The following is a 15,157-nucleotide window of genomic DNA, read 5'->3' as shown; positions in this document are numbered from 1 at the left end:
GTTCGGCGGTGGTGGCGGGTTGTGGTGCTGGTGCTCGCGGCGACGATGGTGCGGTCGGCGGGCGGGCTCGGCGGTCAGTGTGGGCTTCGGGTGTGAACGGGAAGAGGTACGGGGATGACGCGGCTGAGGCGGCGGGTCGCACGGATGGCGGCGTGGGGCGTCGCGGGGGTGCTGACCGTGGCCGGGGTGGCCGCAGCGACGGCTTTGGGGGCGCCGGCGAAGCCCGCGGCGGCGGTGTTGCGGCCGATTCCGCGGATCGTTGGAGGCGCGGCGGCGCCGGATGGTGCGTATCCGTTCATGGCTGCGTTGCAGCAGTGGGCCGGCAACGGCTACCTCACCATCTGTGGCGGGACGCTCATCGCGCCGGATGAGGTGCTGACGGCGGCACACTGCGTGGATCAGTGGTCGGTCGGTCAGACCGCGAGTACCGGCGAGGCCAAGGAGCGGATCATCGTCGGCCGCACGGTGCTGAGCGCTAGCGATGGCGCGATCCGGGTGCCCGCGGCGATCCACATGGACCCGACCTGGGACTCGGCTACCGAGTCCGACGATGCAGCAGTGGTGCAGCTCGACACGCCGATCGCCGACGTCGCCTCGCCGACCATGCCGCCTTCCGGCAACCAGTCCTACGAGCACGCCGGCACTCCGGCCCGCGCCATCGGCTGGGGCAGCACCCAGGCGCAGGGTCCGGCGGATGTTGGCGGTGGCGTGTACCCGGACGAGCTCCGCCAGGTGGACCTCCCGCTGGTCGGTGACGGCCCGTGCCGGAGCGTCTTCGACGGCATCCGCAACCCCGCGCTCTACCCGCAGGAGATGCTGTGCGCCGGCGGTGACGGCCACCACGACGCCTGCACCGGTGACAGCGGCGGCCCGCTGCTCGCCGCGCTGCCCGGCGGGACATGGGAGCTGATCGGCGTCACGAGCTGGGGCAACGGCTGCGCCGTCCCTGGCACGCCGGGCGTCTTCACCCGCCTGTCGGCGCCGGACATCCACAGCTTCGTCGCGACCGCGAGCGACGCGAACGACTTCGGGCCGTGAGTCATATGAAGGACGAGTGAGGTAGCGCGGACTCAGGACGAGTGAGGTAGGGCAGTCTCGCAGCCGGTCAGAGGCGGGCGGGGCACCCGGCGAGAGACAATGAGTTGTGCCCTCCCCTGCTCGCCGCCCGCCTCCGATATCCGACCCCGAGCCGCTGGCCCACTTCGCCGGCCGACTCGCGACCGGGCTGCGCGACGTTACCTCGGACCTGAGCGCCCTGGATTCCTCCGGCTTCTGGGCCGTCGTGGGCACCTACGAAGGCGATTGGACCCTGGCGCGCTTCGACGACGTCCGGGACGCCCCGCTCCCCTCGCCAAGCACGCCCTGGATCGGTCCGGACCGCGACGCGTGGATCTCCTCCATGGATCAGGGCGCATACGTGGGAGCTGTCAAAGCCATCCGCGACGAGATCGCCGCCGGCGAGGTCTACCAGGTGAACCTCTGCCGCGTCCTGTCCGCGCCGATCGCTTCGCAGGCCGAACCCCTCGCCCTCGCCGCGCGCCTACGCACGGGGAACCCCGCTCCGTACGCCGGTCTGGTCAACGTCCCCGGCACCCGCGTGGTGACCGCCTCCCCCGAGCTCTTCCTGCGCCGCGACGGCCGCACCGTCACCTCCGAGCCCATCAAGGGCACCGCGCGGACCGAGGAGGAATTTCTCCCGAAGGACACCGCCGAGAACATCATGATCGTCGACCTGGTCCGCAACGACCTGGCGCGGGTCGCCGAGATCGGCTCCGTCGAGGTCCCCGCGCTGCTGCGTGTCGAGCCGCATCCCGGGCTCGTGCACCTGGTCTCGACCGTGACCGCCGAGCTGACCGCCGATGTGGGCTGGCTAGAGCTGGTCGCGGCGACCTTCCCTGCGGGCTCCATCACCGGGGCGCCGAAGAGCAGCGCGTTGCGCATCATCGACGAGCTGGAGAACGCGCCGCGCGGTCCGTATTGCGGTGCCGTCGGGTGGGTGGACGCCGATCGTGGTGTCGGCGAGCTGGCGGTGGGCATCCGTACGTTCTGGTGGCAGGACGACCGCCTGTGTTTCGGCACCGGTGCCGGCATCACGTGGGGGTCGGATCCGCAGGGAGAATGGGACGAGACCGAGCTCAAGGCCGCGCGGCTGCTGGCGGTCGCGTCGGGACCGCGGCCGGCCGCGCAGTGAAGGAGACTTGGGAGCCATGAGCACTGACAAAGTCTGGGTCGGGTCCGGCCTGGTCGACGCCGCCGTCCCGCAGATCTCGGTCTTCGACCACGGCTTCACCGTCGGCGACGGCGTGTTCGAGGCGGTCAAGGCGGTCGGCGGCCGGCCGTTCGCGATGACCCGGCACCTGGCGCGGCTGGCCCGTTCCGCCGACGGGCTCGGGCTGCCGCCGGTGGACGTCGACGCGGTCCGGCACGCGGTGACCGAGACCCTGCTCGCCAACGATGTGCCGCCGCTGGCCCGCATCCGCATCACCTACTCCGCGGGCATCTCGCCGCTCGGCTCCGAGCGCGGCACCCACGGGCCCACGCTGGTGGTCGCTGTCGGCGCGAGCAAGGCGCACGCCGAGACCACCGCGATCGCCACCGTGCCCTGGCCGCGCAACGAGCGTGGAGCCCTGGCCGGCATCAAGACGACCTCCTACGCCGAGAACGCCAAGGCATTAGCCCATGCGCAGAGCGCCGGAGCCACCGAAGCGGTGTTCGCCGACACGACCGGGCGGCTCAGCGAGGGCACCGGCAGCAACATCTTCGTGGTGCGTGACGGCCGCATCCTGACCCCGCCGCTGGCCACCGGCTGCCTGGCCGGCGTCACGCGCGCTCTGGTCCTGAAGTGGGTGCCCGGCGCCGAGGAAGCGGACCTGCCGTTCGAGACGCTGCTGGACGCCGACGAGATCTTCCTGACCTCGACCCTGCGCGATGTGCAGGGCGTGCATCGCGCCGACGGCCGCGAGCTGGCCGCGCCGGGTCCGATCACCAAGGGCGCGATGGCTGTCTTCGCCGAGCGCTCCGCCGAGGACCACGACCCGCAGTGAGCGACGGACAGTGACGGACGCCTGAACCGACACGAAATGCCCCCGCCGATGGTGATCGCATCGGCGGGGGCGTCGGTTTCGGGGCGGTGCGCCGCCTCAGTTGTCGGCGAACAGATGTACGAGTTCGGCGTCCAGGTCGTAGAAGCGGTGCTCCAGGCCGGGCGGGACCGCGGTGTTGGTGCGCTTCAGGAAGGACTCCAGGGCCCGCGCGGGAGCCTCCAGGAGCGCCTCTCCCTCGGGCGAGCTGAGCGCCAGACACACGATCGCCTGGCCGCGGCTCCGGGAGGGCCACACCCGCACGTCGCCGGTGCCGGTGGGGCGGCGCAGCCCCTCGGCCAGCAGCTCCCGGGCGAATACCCAGTCCACGGTGTCCTGCCCGCCGGTGTGGAACGTGGCGTGCACGGCGTAAGGGTCGGCGGTGTCGTAGCGCAGGCCCGCGGGGACCGGCAGCGAGGAGTCGCCGGAGATGACGAGACGCAGCTGCAGCTCACAGGTGACCGATGAGCTCATGGCGGTCGGCCTTTCGCTAGGAGTGCGCCGAGGCGGGCGGTCCCGAACTCAGCGGTTCACGTCCCTGCGTTCCTAGTGGTTCGCGTCGAGGGGCGCGAAGGAGGAATGCCACGGTCCGGTGGTCGGTAAACCCGTGTGCCCGGTATACGGCGATGTGTGTAGGCCATCAGGTCGAGGACAAGACCTTGACGTGCACGACAGGCGCCCCGACGACGCGCGGCGCAATCCCCCGAATCGGGACAGAACCCACCGTATACCACCAGTGACACAGTGTGACGAATTCCACGCGTTCCGGCGCGGCGCCGATCCTTACCCGGCCCTTACACCCACCAGCTCGCACGCCACCGCAAAGGGGTGCGCACGGCACTGTCGGGATGCGGTAAGGTTACGGACGTCGGAACGGGCCCCGAGGGCACGCGGCGACGAGGCACGGGCGATTAGCTCAGCGGGAGAGCACTGCCTTCACACGGCAGGGGTCACTGGTTCGATCCCAGTATCGCCCACTCAGATCAAGTAGGCATCACCTTCACAAAGGTGGTGCCTTTTTGGTGCCCCAGCCCGGTCGAGCACCGGAGGCGCTGAAATCACTGTTCACCGCACCCCGCGCGGGCGGAACTGAACACTGATCCGCGGGCCCAGCGGCCTGGCCGACTTCGGCACGGCGTGTTCCCATGTCCGCTGGCAGCTGCCGCCCATCACCAGTAGGTCACCGTGGCCGACCTCGTAGCGCAGGGGTGGTGCGGCGCCGTTGCGGGGGCGCAGGGCCAGGGTGCGGGGTGTGCCGAGCGAGAGGATCGCGACCATCGTGTCCTGGGATGAGCCGCGGCCGATGGTGTCGCCGTGCCAGGCGACGCTGTCCTTGCCGTCGCGGTAGAGGCACAGGCCGGCGGTGGTGAAGGGCTCGCCGAGTTCGGGGGCGTAGTGGTGGTCGAGGGTTGCGCGCGCCTCGGTCAGTAGGGGGTCGGGCAGGGGTTCGCCGTCGGCGTAGAAGCAGAGCAGGCGGGGGACGTCGACGATGCGTTCGTACATCTTCCGGCGTTCGGCACGCCAGGGGACGGTCTCCATGAGGCGGGCGAACAGTTCGTCGGCGCCGGAGATCCAGCCGCGGCGCAGATCCACCCAGGCACCGTCGGTCAGTCTCACGCGCTCCACGGTCGTGCCGAGGGCGCCGACGGTCTCGGGTGTGTCGACGTCGAGGAGGGAGCTTTGGAACCAGGCTTCTTCGAACATGTGTGCAATTCTAAGCGAAGCCGCTGACCGGGCCGCTATCGTCGAGACGCACAACACGTCAACGTCAAGAGCATCACAGGAGTCACGCCGCATGAGCGCCACGCTCGTCGCCAAGGAACTGACCGCCGGGCACGGCGACCGCGTCCTGTTCTCGGGTCTGGACCTCGTGGTCTCCCCCGGTGACGTGGTCGGGCTGGTCGGGGTGAACGGCGCCGGCAAGTCCACGCTGCTGCGCCTGCTCGCCGGCCTGGACCAGCCGGAGAACGGCGGTGTCCAGATCAGTCCGCCGAGCGCGGCGATCGGCCACCTGCCGCAGGAGCCCGAGCGGCGCCTGGAGGAGACGGTCCGGCAGTTCCTGGCCCGCCGCACCGGCGTCACCGCCGCGCAGGAAGCCCTGGACGCCGCGACCGCCGGGCTCGTCGAGGGCACGCCGGGCGCCGACGACGCGTACTCCGAGAGCCTGGAGCGCTGGCTGAATCTGGGCGGCGCGGACCTCGACGAGCGCGCCGAGGCGGTAGCCGCCGACCTCGGGCTGGCCGTGGACCTGGACCAGGCGATGACCTCGCTGTCCGGCGGACAGGCGGCGCGCGCCGGGCTGGCCTCGCTGCTGCTGAGCCGCTACGACGCCTTCCTGCTCGACGAGCCGACCAACGACCTGGACCTGGACGGCCTGGAACGCTTGGAGCGCTTCGTCTCCGAGCTGCGCGCGCCGGTGGTCCTGATCAGCCACGACCGCGAGTTCCTGGCCCGCACCGTCAACCGCGTCGTCGAGCTGGACCTCGCGCAGCAGGTGATCCGGCAGGTCGGCGGCGGCTACGACGACTTCCTGCGGGAGCGGGAGGTCGAGCGGCAGCACGCGCGCGACGAGTACGAGGAGTACGCCGACACCAAGGCGGGCCTGGAGGCGCGCGCCCGGATGCAGCGCAACTGGCTGGAGAAGGGCGTCAAGAACGCGCTGAAGAAGCGCCCGGACAACGACAAGGTCCTGGCCAAGGCGCGAGCCGAGGGCACGGAGAAGCAGGCTGCGAAGGCCCGCCAAACCGAGCGGCGCATCGAGCGTCTGGAGGTCGTGGACGAGCCCCGCAAGGAGTGGGAGCTGCGGATGACGATCGCCGCCGCGCCCCGCTCCGGCTCCGTGGTGGCGACGCTGCGGGAGGCCGTGGTCCGCCGCGGCGACTTCACCCTGGGTCCGGTGAGCGTGCAGATCGACTGGGCCGAGAAGGTGGCGATCACCGGCGCCAACGGCTCGGGCAAGACGACGCTGCTGGCCGCCCTGCTCGGCCGCCTGCCGCTGGATGAGGGCACGGCAGCGCTGGGCTCCGGCGTGGTGGTCGGCGAGGTCGACCAGGCGCGCGGGCTGTTCCTCGGCGAGCAGGCGCTGCTGCGCGCGTTCGAGGCGCAGGTCCCGGAGATCGAGCCGGCCGAGGTCCGCACGCTGCTGGCGAAGTTCGGACTCAAGGCTGAGCACGTACTCCGCCCGGCGGCGACGTTGTCACCGGGCGAGCGCACGCGCGCCGCGCTGGCGCTGCTCCAGGCCAGGGGCGTGAACCTGCTGGTCCTGGACGAGCCGACGAACCACCTGGACCTGGCCGCGATCGAGCAGCTGGAGGCGGCGTTGGCGAACTACCCCGGGACCCTGCTGCTGGTGACGCACGATCGGCGCATGCTGGAGGCGGTGCAGACGACGCGGCGGCTGAGCGTGGACGGCGGCAAGGTCACCGAGATCTGAGAGCGCTAGGTGGTAGAGGCACCCTAGGGGCTAGACCGCTAGGAGCTAAGCGCTAGGCGTAGGAAGGCTTAAACCGTCTTCCGCCCCTCTGCGAAGAACTCCGCTATCTCCTCGACCGTCGCCGCCAACGGCCGCGCCGCCCCGAAGGGCGCGTTCCAGAACGGCCCGGTCCGCGGCTTGAACGGTCCGACGTACATGTACGGCTCGTCGAGGAACGCGTCGCCGAGCGATACGCCGTAGTTCACCTCGTCGATCGTGATGCCGACGTCGAAGTGCTCCGGCCACAGCACCGGCGTCTGGTCCGGAGCGAAGCGGCGCAGGCCCTGGTCCCCGCGGTCCAGCGCCTCCAGCAGCGCCTCGGCGGCTTGGGGGTCCAGGACGGGACGGTCCGACGGCTTCGCGCCGGAGCCTTCGCCGTACAGCCCTTCCGGGGCGCCGGCGATGACGCCCAACTGTGCGCCGATCTCGGCGTAGGTGGCGCCGCGCACCTCCACTCCGGTGGTGTGAGTCTGGACCTTCAGGTGGTCGACGCGCAGGTCAGGTGCCGCGATCGTGGCGATGGCGCCGGGCAGGACCCGGAGCCGGATGGTGCCGTGTTCGCGGTACTGCGGCCCGGCGAGCAGCAGCTCGGCGATGCCGTGCAGGGAGGCCCTGGTTGTCTGGTCGGAACCCATCGTGTGCTCCCATCCGCCGGCGGCGTGGCCCCGGCGATAACCAGAAGAAGTAAAGCCTGCCGCCAGCCTATCCTTGACGTGCCATGGACTCTCAGCTCAAGACGGCTCCGCTCGCCGAGCTCACCGCTCGCCTCACGGAGTTGACACCGCATGACCGCCGCCGCCTGTCGCGCCGCATCGACGGCGCCCGCCGCATCCGCAACCCCCAGGCACTGCAAGCGGTGGCCGCGGAGATCGAGGCCGAGATCCAGGCCGCCTCGGGGCGCGCCCAAGCCCGCAGGGCGAGCATCCCGAAGATCACATATCCGGAGAACCTGCCGGTCAGCGCCCGCAAGGACGATATCGCCGCGGCGATCCGGGACCACCAGGTCGTGGTGATCGCCGGCGAGACCGGGTCGGGCAAGACCACCCAGATCCCGAAGATCTGCCTGGAGCTGGGCCGCGGCGTCGCCGGACTGATCGGGCACACCCAGCCTCGCCGGCTGGCCGCCCGCACCGTCGCCGAGCGCATCGCCGAGGAGCTGGGGCAGTCGCTGGGCGAGTCCGTCGGCTACAAGGTCCGCTTCACCGACCACTCCAGCGACAACACGCTGGTCAAGCTGATGACCGACGGCATCCTGCTGGCCGAGATCCAGCAGGACCGGACGCTGAGCCGCTACGACACGATCATCATCGACGAGGCCCACGAGCGGTCGCTGAACATCGACTTCCTGCTCGGCTACCTCAAGAACCTGCTGCCGCGCCGCCCCGATCTGAAGCTCATCATCACCTCGGCGACCATCGACCCGGAGCGCTTCGCCCGCCACTTCGCCGACCGGGACGGCAACGACGCCCCGATCGTTGAGGTTTCCGGCCGCACCTATCCGGTCGAGGTCCGCTATAGGCCGCTGCTCCTAGACGATCCCGAGGCAGACGGCGACGCCGCCGACCGTGACCAGGTCCAAGCGATCAGCGACGCAGTGGACGAACTCAGCCGAGAAGGTCACGGCGACATACTCGTGTTCCTATCTGGAGAGCGCGAGATCCGCGATACGGCGGATGCCCTTAAGAAACGCAACCTGCGCACCACAGAGATCGTCCCCCTCTACGCGCGCCTCAGCACTGCCGAGCAACACAAGGTCTTCGAACCCCACGTCGGCCGCCGCGTCGTCCTGGCGACCAACGTCGCCGAGACCAGTCTCACCGTCCCAGGCATCCGCTATGTGATCGACCCTGGTACCGCGCGCATCTCCCGCTACAGCAACCGCACCAAGGTGCAGCGCCTGCCGATCGAGCCGGTGTCGCAGGCCTCGGCGAACCAGCGCAAGGGCCGCTGCGGCCGCACCAGCGACGGAATCTGCATCCGGTTGTACGCCGAGGATGACTTCCTGTCCCGCCCGGAGTTCACCGAGCCGGAAGTCCTGCGCACCTCCCTGGCGTCCGTCATCCTGCAGATGAGCGCGCTGGGCCTCGGCGACGTCGCCGCGTTCCCGTTCCTCGACCCGCCGGACGCCCGCAACATCCGCGACGGCGTGAACCTGCTCCACGAGCTCGGCGCGCTCGACCCCGAGGAGCAGGACCCCCGCAAGCGCCTGACGCCGGTCGGCCGCAAGCTCGCGCAGCTCCCGGTGGACCCCAAGCTCGGCCGCATGGTCCTGGAGGCGGACCGCAACGGCGCGCTGAAGGAGATCCTCATCATCGCCGCCGCGCTGTCCATCCAGGACCCGCGCGAGCGCCCCGCGGACAAGCAGCAGGCGGCCGCCGAGAAGCACTCGCGCTTCAAGGAGCAGGGCTCGGACTTCCTGGCGTGGCTGAAACTGTGGGACTACATCAAGGAGCAGCAGAAGGAGCTCTCCTCCAACCAGTTCCGCAAGCTCTGTAAGGCGGAGTTCCTGCATTACCTGCGCATCCGCGAGTGGCAGGACGTTCACAGCCAGCTCAAGCAGATCGCCAAGCAACTGGAGCTCACTCCGAACGGCAGTGAGGCCGCACCCGACCAGATCCATATCAGTCTGCTTAGCGGACTGCTGTCGCATATCGGCCTTAAGGACACGGAGTCCTTCGAGTACATCGGCGCACGGAGTGCGAAGTTCGCCATCTCCCCCGGTTCGGTTCTCTTCAAGAAGTCACCGCAGTGGGTCATGGCCGCCGAACTCGTGGAGACGAGCCGCTTGTGGGGGCGCGTGGTCGCCACCATCAAGCCGGAATGGGCAGAGCCTCTAGCGCAGCACCTAGTGAAGCGCACATATAGCGAACCCCACTGGGAGAAGTCCGCGGGCGCCGTCATGGCGTTCGAGAAGGTGACGCTCTACGGGATCCCGATCGTCGCCTCCCGCAAGGTGAACTACGGCAGCATCGACCCCGAGGTCGCGCGCGACTTGTTCATCCGCCACGCACTGGTCGAGGGCGACTGGCAGACGCACCACAAGTTCTTCTCTGAGAACCGCAAACTGCTCGCCGAAGTCGAGGAGCTGGAAAACCGCGCGCGCCGCCGCGACATCCTGGTCGACGACGAGACGTTGTATGACTTCTACGACGACCGAGTACCGGCCGACGTGGTCTCCGCCCGGCACTTCGACTCCTGGTGGAAGAAGACCAGCCGGGAGCAGCCGGACCTGCTGAGCTTCGAGAAGTCGATGCTCATCAACGACGGCGCGGGTGCCGTGGTGGAGCAGGACTACCCGGACTCCTGGCGGCAGGGCCGGATGAAGTTCCGGCTGACCTACCAGTTCGAACCGGGTGCGGACGCTGACGGCGTCACCGTTCATATCCCGCTGGCAGTCCTGAACCAGGTCGCACCCGACGGCTTCGACTGGCTGATCCCGGGCCTGCGCGAGGAACTGCTCACCGCGCTGATCAAGTCGATGCCCAAGCAGCTGCGGGTGAACTTCGTGCCGGCGCCGAACTTCGCCCAGGCGCTGCGTCGCAGTCTGATCCCGAACGAGGGACAGCTGCTGGAGGCGATCGCCCGCGAGTTGCGCGCGGTCTCCGGGCACCGGGTCGAGCCCGCGGACTTCGACCTACAGCGGGTCCCGGACCACCTGAAGATGACTTTCCGGATCGTCGACGACAAGGGCCGCAAGCTCGCCGAAGGCAAGGACCTGGAGGCGCTGAAGCTCCAGCTGAAGGTCAAGACCCGCGACGTCATCAACGACGCCGCCGACGGCCTGGCCCGCGAAGGGCTGAAGACCTGGAGCGTCGGCACGCTGGAGAAGACCTTCGAGCAGAAGCGGCGCGGGCTGACGATGAAGGCGTACCCGGCGCTGGCCGACGCCGGCGACAGCGTGGCGGTGCGGCTCTACGACACCGCCGAGGACCAGCGCCGAGCCATGGCCGCAGGCACGCGCCGGATGCTGCTGCTGAACGTCAACTCGCCGATCAAGCACATCAACGGCCGCCTGAGCAACCCGGCCAAGCTCGCGCTAAGCCACAATCCCTACGGCAACGCCCTGGCCTTGCTCGAGGACTGCGTCGCCTGCGCCGCCGACCGCCTGATCGCCCTGAACGGCGGCCCAGCGTGGGACGAGGCGAGCTACCAGAAGCTGTTCGACGCAGTCCGCGCCGACCTGGCGGACACCTCGATGCAGGTGGTGCAGACCGTCGAGCGCGTCCTGTCGGTCTGGCACGAGGTGGAGCGCAAGCTCAAGGCGACTACCAGCCGCTCCCTGCTGACCTCGCTCGCCGACGTCCGCGAGCAGCTCAGCGGGCTGATCCACAAGGGTTTCGTCGCCGAGACCGGCTTCGACCAGCTGCCGCACCTGGTCCGCTATCTGCGGGCCGTGGACCGCCGTCTGGACAAGCTGCCGGACAACCCGAACCAGGACCAGCTTCTGATGTTCCAGATCCACGACGTCCGCGACGAGTACCAACTGCTGCTGGACCGGCTGCCGGCGGGTCGGCGCGGCGACGCGGATGTGCGGCGCGTCCGCTGGATGATCGAGGAGCTACGAGTCAGCCTGTTCGCCCAACAGCTCGGAACCCCCGAGACCGTGTCTGCCAAGCGGATCTACCGCGCGATCGATGCCATCGAGGGCTGACAAACTGACGAACACCCGCCGAGGGCTCAACGGCATCCACCAAATGGCGTATCAGGACTCGTGCTGCGACGGTAGGATCTCGCGCCATGAGCTCTGCCGCCGGGACTCCTTGGTCCGACCCCGTCACCACCCCTCCCCGTGAGGGCGCGGTCGACGCCGCGAGCCGAATAGACACCTCGAAGCCGCACTCGGCGCGGATCTACGACTACTGGATCGGCGGCAAGCAGAACTTCCCGGCGGACCGCGAGGTCGCCGACAAGATCGCCGAGGCGGTGCCGATCGTCTCCATGCTGGCGCGGGCGAACCGGGCGTTCCTCGGGCGCGCGGTGCGGTACGCCGCCGAGCAGGGAGTGAAGCAGTTCCTGGACATCGGCGCAGGATTGCCGGCCGCCGGCCCCACCCACGAGGTCGCGCAGTCGGTGCACTCCGACGCCTCGGTGGTCTACGTCGACAACGACCCGCTGGTGACCGTGCACGGCCGGGCTCTGTTGGCGGACGAGGCACGGACCCGGGTCTTCGAAGGCGACCTTCGGGACCCGAAGGCGATCCTGACCCACCCGGACGTCGCGGCGCTCATCGACTTCGATCAGCCGGTCGCGCTGCTCATGGTCGCGGTTCTGCACTTCTTCCCGGACTCGGCCGACCCGGCGGGCGTGATCGCCACGCTGACCGAGAACCTGGCGCCCGGCAGCCATCTGGTCATCTCCCACGCGGGCTCCGACCTGCTGCCGACCGACCAGGAAAAGCTTCAGGTCTACAACAAGGCCGCCGAGGGCGCGGCGCGCGACCACGCGCAGATCACCGCTTTCTTCCAAGGCTTCGACCTGGTCGACCCGGGCCTGGTGCGGGTGCCCGCGTGGCGGCCGACCGAGGAGCTGCCGGCGGATATCGACCAGTACTGGATGTACGGAGGCGTCGGCCGTAAGCGGTGATAACCCCTAAGAGAGTTCACAGCTTAACGTTGTCTTGATGTCCTGAGTGCCCCGGAACGCCCCGCCCTGGTACCCCCGGACACACCACGCGCAGCGCAGGGACCTGCGACGTCGCGCGTGTCACAGCCCCTTCACGGTTCTCCATCCGCGTTGCAGCGCGGGGTGCCGAGCCGAAATGATGGCTGGGTGTCCCAGCAACCGGAACAGGCCGCACCGCTGACCCTGCAGATCCTTCCCGACGGGAACGAGCGGGTCTTCGACGGAACCCGCCGGGTCGTCATCGGCCGCGACCCCAATCAGGCCGACGTGATCGTCGCCGAACCCCGGGCGTCCCGGATCCACGCCACGCTGACCGTCCAGGGCGGCGCGTGGATTCTGGAGGACGCTTCCAGTCAGGGCACGTTCGTGCAGAACACGCGCCTCACGCAGCCGATGGTGCTGCCGGGACCGGTGGTCGTGCGGCTCGGGCATCCGGTGGACGGCCAGGAGGTGCGCCTGATCCCCGGCGCACGGCGACCCAACCTGCCGCCACCCGGACAGCAGCAGGGCGGGGCGCGGCCCGGACCGCCGGGACCTGGGCCGGCGCAGGCGCCTTCGCCGCAAGGCGGATTCCACCCGGGGCAGCAGCCATATCCGGGTCCGCAAGGACAGCAACCACCGCACATGCCTGGACAGCACGCACCGCAAGCGCCGCAGGGATACCCCGGGCAGCAGCACGCCCCTCAGGGGCCCGGTGGTCCTGTCGGCGCTCCCATGGGCGCTCCCTTCGCGGGCGCTCACGCAGGCGGCGCGACCATCATCAACCCTCAGCTACAGCAGCAGCCGTGGGCGCAGCAGCCAGGCGCCGCACCACAAGCCGCTCCGTATATTCCCCAGCAGAGCCCCGCACAGCAGCCGCAGCAGCCGCGCCTGGGTGAGTACACCGGCGTCTACCAGACCTCGAACACGCTGCGAATAGGCCGCGACGCCACGAACGACATCGTCCTGCACGACCTGCAAGCCTCGCGCTTCCACGCGGAGTTGCAGTTCAAGGGCGGGCGCTTCGAGATCGTCGATAAGGGCAGCCACAACGGCACGTACCTGAACGGTATGCGCGTCAACCGCGCGGAGGTCCGCGAGGGCGCGATCATCGCGATCGCCCGGCATCTACTGCGTTTCCACAACGGTGTACTCCAGGAGTTCGTCGACACCGGCGGGATCACCTTCTCCGCGGCGAACCTCGGCGTGCTGGCCGGACCGAAGGTCCTGCTGGACAACGTGAGCTTCGCCCTGGAGGGCGGCGACTTCCTGGCAGTACTCGGCCCTACAGGCGCCGGCAAGTCCACGCTGATGAAGGCGCTGACGGGTAACCGTCCCGCCGACCGCGGTGCGGTCTTCTATAACGGACGCGACCTCTATGCGAACTACGCAGAGCTCCGCAACCGCGTCGGATACGTTCCGCAGGATGACATCCTCCATCCGCAGCTGAAGGTCCGCGACGCCCTGCGCTATGCCGCGCAGCTCCGCTTCCCGCCGGACGTCCCGGCCGCCGAGCGCAATGCCCGCGTCGACGAGGTGATGGCCGAACTCGGTCTGACCGAGCGCGGGGACCTGGCTGTGGAGAAGCTCTCCGGCGGTCAGCGCAAGCGCACCTCTGTCGCGATCGAACTCCTGACGCGCCCCAGCCTGTTGATCCTGGACGAACCGACCTCCGGGCTGGACCCGGGCTATGAGAAGTCGGTGATGGACCTGCTGCGCAAGCTCGCCGACGGCGGGCGCACGGTCATCACCGTGACGCACAGCATCCAGAGCCTGGACCGCTGCGACCGCATCCTGTTCCTGGCGCCCGGCGGGCAGACCGCCTTCTTCGGCCCGCCGCCGGAGACCCTGCAGTTCTTCAGCAGGAACACCTATGCGGAGGTCTTCCAGGACCTGGACCGCGCCGCACCCGGTTTCGCCCAGCACGCGTTCGCCGGTTCTCCGGCAGACCAGCAGTACGTGCAGGCTCCGTTGGGCGCACAGCTGAACAAGGTCAACGGCGCGGCCAACGCGCAGCAGGCCGCGACCCCGGCGGCGAACCCGCACTGGGGTCACCAGCTGTCCACGTTGTTCAAGCGGTTCAGCTCGGTCGTATGGGCTGACAAGCGAAACAGCATGATGCTGTTCCTGCAGGCGCCGATCCTGGGTCTGCTGATGCTCGCGGTGCTGGGCTCCAACGACCTGTCCTCCAAGGACCCGGTCGCCGCCCACAAGGCCGGCTCGGTGCTGCTGGCGCTGGTGCTGGGCGCGACGTATCTCGGTGCCTCCAACTCGATCCGCGAGATCGTCAAGGAGAGACCGATCCTCACTCGAGAGAGAGCGATCGGGCTGTCGCCGTCGGCATATGTGCTGTCGAAGGTGATCCTGCTGGGCATGCTGACGGTCGCGCAGGCCGCAGTCCTGGTGTTCCTCGGCATCGTGCGCCAGGGCGGACCCGACGACGGCTCGGTGATGTCTTCCGGGCAGTTCGAGTTGTTCTTCGACGTGGCGCTGGCCGGTCTGGCCGCGATGGCTCTGGGCCTGCTGATCTCCGCCTTCGTGTCGAACGGCGACAAGGCGCTGACCATCCTGCCGGTCATCCTGTTCGCGGAGTTCCTGTTCACCGGCTCGGCGTTCCCGGTCAACAAGACCCCGGGTCTGGAGCAGGCCAGCTACCTGGCTTCGGCGAAGTGGGGCTACTCGGCCGCCGCCTCCACGGCGAACGCCGACATCCTGCTCGGGACCGGCTGCAACGACACGTTGCCGACCGGACCGCTGCCCGGTGCGAAGTGTGACTCGACGCAGGCACACAAGTCCGGTACCTGGTACGGCGACATGGCCGCACTCAGTGTGCTCACTGTGGTGTGCATCGCCGGGGCGTGGCTGGCGATCCGACCGGTGGGACAGCCGAAACAAAAGTAAACGCAAGGCAGAAGACGCAATAATGGTGCGCGTCCCGGATGTTCGGGTGCGCACCATGCGTTTTCGCTGAGCGGTGTGGAGGCTTATGCGATGCAGACCAATG

10 protein-coding genes and 1 tRNA gene are annotated in these 15,157 nt (G+C 69.2%); 8 read left to right on the top strand and 3 right to left on the bottom strand.

Annotated features, from left to right (window positions below):
- Positions 1–114 precede the first annotated feature (114 nt).
- The 3 genes from CACI_RS11050 (at position 115) to CACI_RS11040 (ending at position 3,044) form a co-directional block, all read left to right on the top strand.
- Positions 115–1,038: a S1 family peptidase gene (locus CACI_RS11050; RefSeq protein ID WP_012786432.1), complete on the top strand. Its 924-nt coding sequence runs from the start codon at positions 115–117 to the stop codon at positions 1,036–1,038.
- 106 nt (positions 1,039–1,144) lie between these two features.
- Entirely contained in the window at positions 1,145–2,191 is a 1,047-nt protein-coding gene (locus tag CACI_RS11045) for a chorismate-binding protein (protein WP_012786431.1), read from the top strand.
- A gap of 16 nt (positions 2,192–2,207) precedes the next feature.
- The gene (locus CACI_RS11040) at positions 2,208–3,044 is read left to right on the top strand and encodes an aminotransferase class IV (protein ID WP_012786430.1); all 837 of its coding nucleotides are present in this window, start codon (positions 2,208–2,210) and stop codon (positions 3,042–3,044) included.
- 96 nt (positions 3,045–3,140) lie between these two features.
- Here the strand turns inward: CACI_RS11040 and CACI_RS11035 are convergent, their stop codons facing one another.
- Entirely contained in the window at positions 3,141–3,554 is a 414-nt protein-coding gene (locus CACI_RS11035; RefSeq protein ID WP_012786429.1) for an SsgA family sporulation/cell division regulator, read from the bottom strand.
- A 431-nt stretch (positions 3,555–3,985) separates the two neighbouring features.
- Here CACI_RS11035 and CACI_RS11030 point away from each other — a divergent pair.
- Positions 3,986–4,057, top strand: a tRNA-Val gene (locus CACI_RS11030).
- 88 nt (positions 4,058–4,145) lie between these two features.
- Here CACI_RS11030 and CACI_RS11025 read toward each other — a convergent pair.
- Positions 4,146–4,784 (bottom strand): alpha-ketoglutarate-dependent dioxygenase AlkB, encoded by a 639-nt coding sequence (locus CACI_RS11025; protein WP_012786428.1) that lies wholly within the window; start codon positions 4,782–4,784, stop codon positions 4,146–4,148.
- 91 nt (positions 4,785–4,875) lie between these two features.
- Here CACI_RS11025 and CACI_RS11020 point away from each other — a divergent pair, with 91 nt between their 5' ends.
- Positions 4,876–6,513 carry an ABC-F family ATP-binding cassette domain-containing protein gene (locus tag CACI_RS11020; RefSeq protein WP_012786427.1) on the top strand — a complete coding sequence of 546 codons (1,638 nt, stop codon included), beginning with the start codon at positions 4,876–4,878 and terminating at the stop codon, positions 6,511–6,513.
- Positions 6,514–6,581: 68 nt separating this feature from the next.
- Here CACI_RS11020 and CACI_RS11015 read toward each other — a convergent pair whose 3' ends face one another.
- Positions 6,582–7,187 carry a hypothetical protein gene (locus CACI_RS11015; RefSeq protein ID WP_012786426.1) on the bottom strand — a complete coding sequence of 202 codons (606 nt, stop codon included), beginning with the start codon at positions 7,185–7,187 and terminating at the stop codon, positions 6,582–6,584.
- Positions 7,188–7,270: 83 nt separating this feature from the next.
- On the opposite strand from CACI_RS11015, the gene hrpA reads away from it, so the two are divergent.
- From hrpA to CACI_RS11000, 3 genes are all read left to right on the top strand, one after another.
- On the top strand, positions 7,271–11,203 hold the full coding sequence (gene hrpA, locus CACI_RS11010; protein ID WP_012786425.1) for an ATP-dependent RNA helicase HrpA: 3,933 nt from the start codon (positions 7,271–7,273) through the stop codon (positions 11,201–11,203).
- 86 nt (positions 11,204–11,289) lie between these two features.
- Complete coding sequence (locus CACI_RS11005) at positions 11,290–12,135, top strand: SAM-dependent methyltransferase (RefSeq protein ID WP_012786424.1); 846 nt, start codon at positions 11,290–11,292, stop codon at positions 12,133–12,135.
- Positions 12,136–12,321: 186 nt separating this feature from the next.
- Positions 12,322–15,054 carry an FHA domain-containing protein gene (locus CACI_RS11000; protein WP_012786423.1) on the top strand — a complete coding sequence of 911 codons (2,733 nt, stop codon included), beginning with the start codon at positions 12,322–12,324 and terminating at the stop codon, positions 15,052–15,054.
- The last annotated feature ends 103 nt before the right edge of the window (positions 15,055–15,157 follow it).

Origin of the sequence: Catenulispora acidiphila DSM 44928 (genome assembly GCF_000024025.1) — a bacterium.
Classification (GTDB): Bacteria; Actinomycetota; Actinomycetes; order Streptomycetales; family Catenulisporaceae; genus Catenulispora; species Catenulispora acidiphila.
This window is presented reverse-complemented; position numbering and strand designations above follow the sequence as displayed.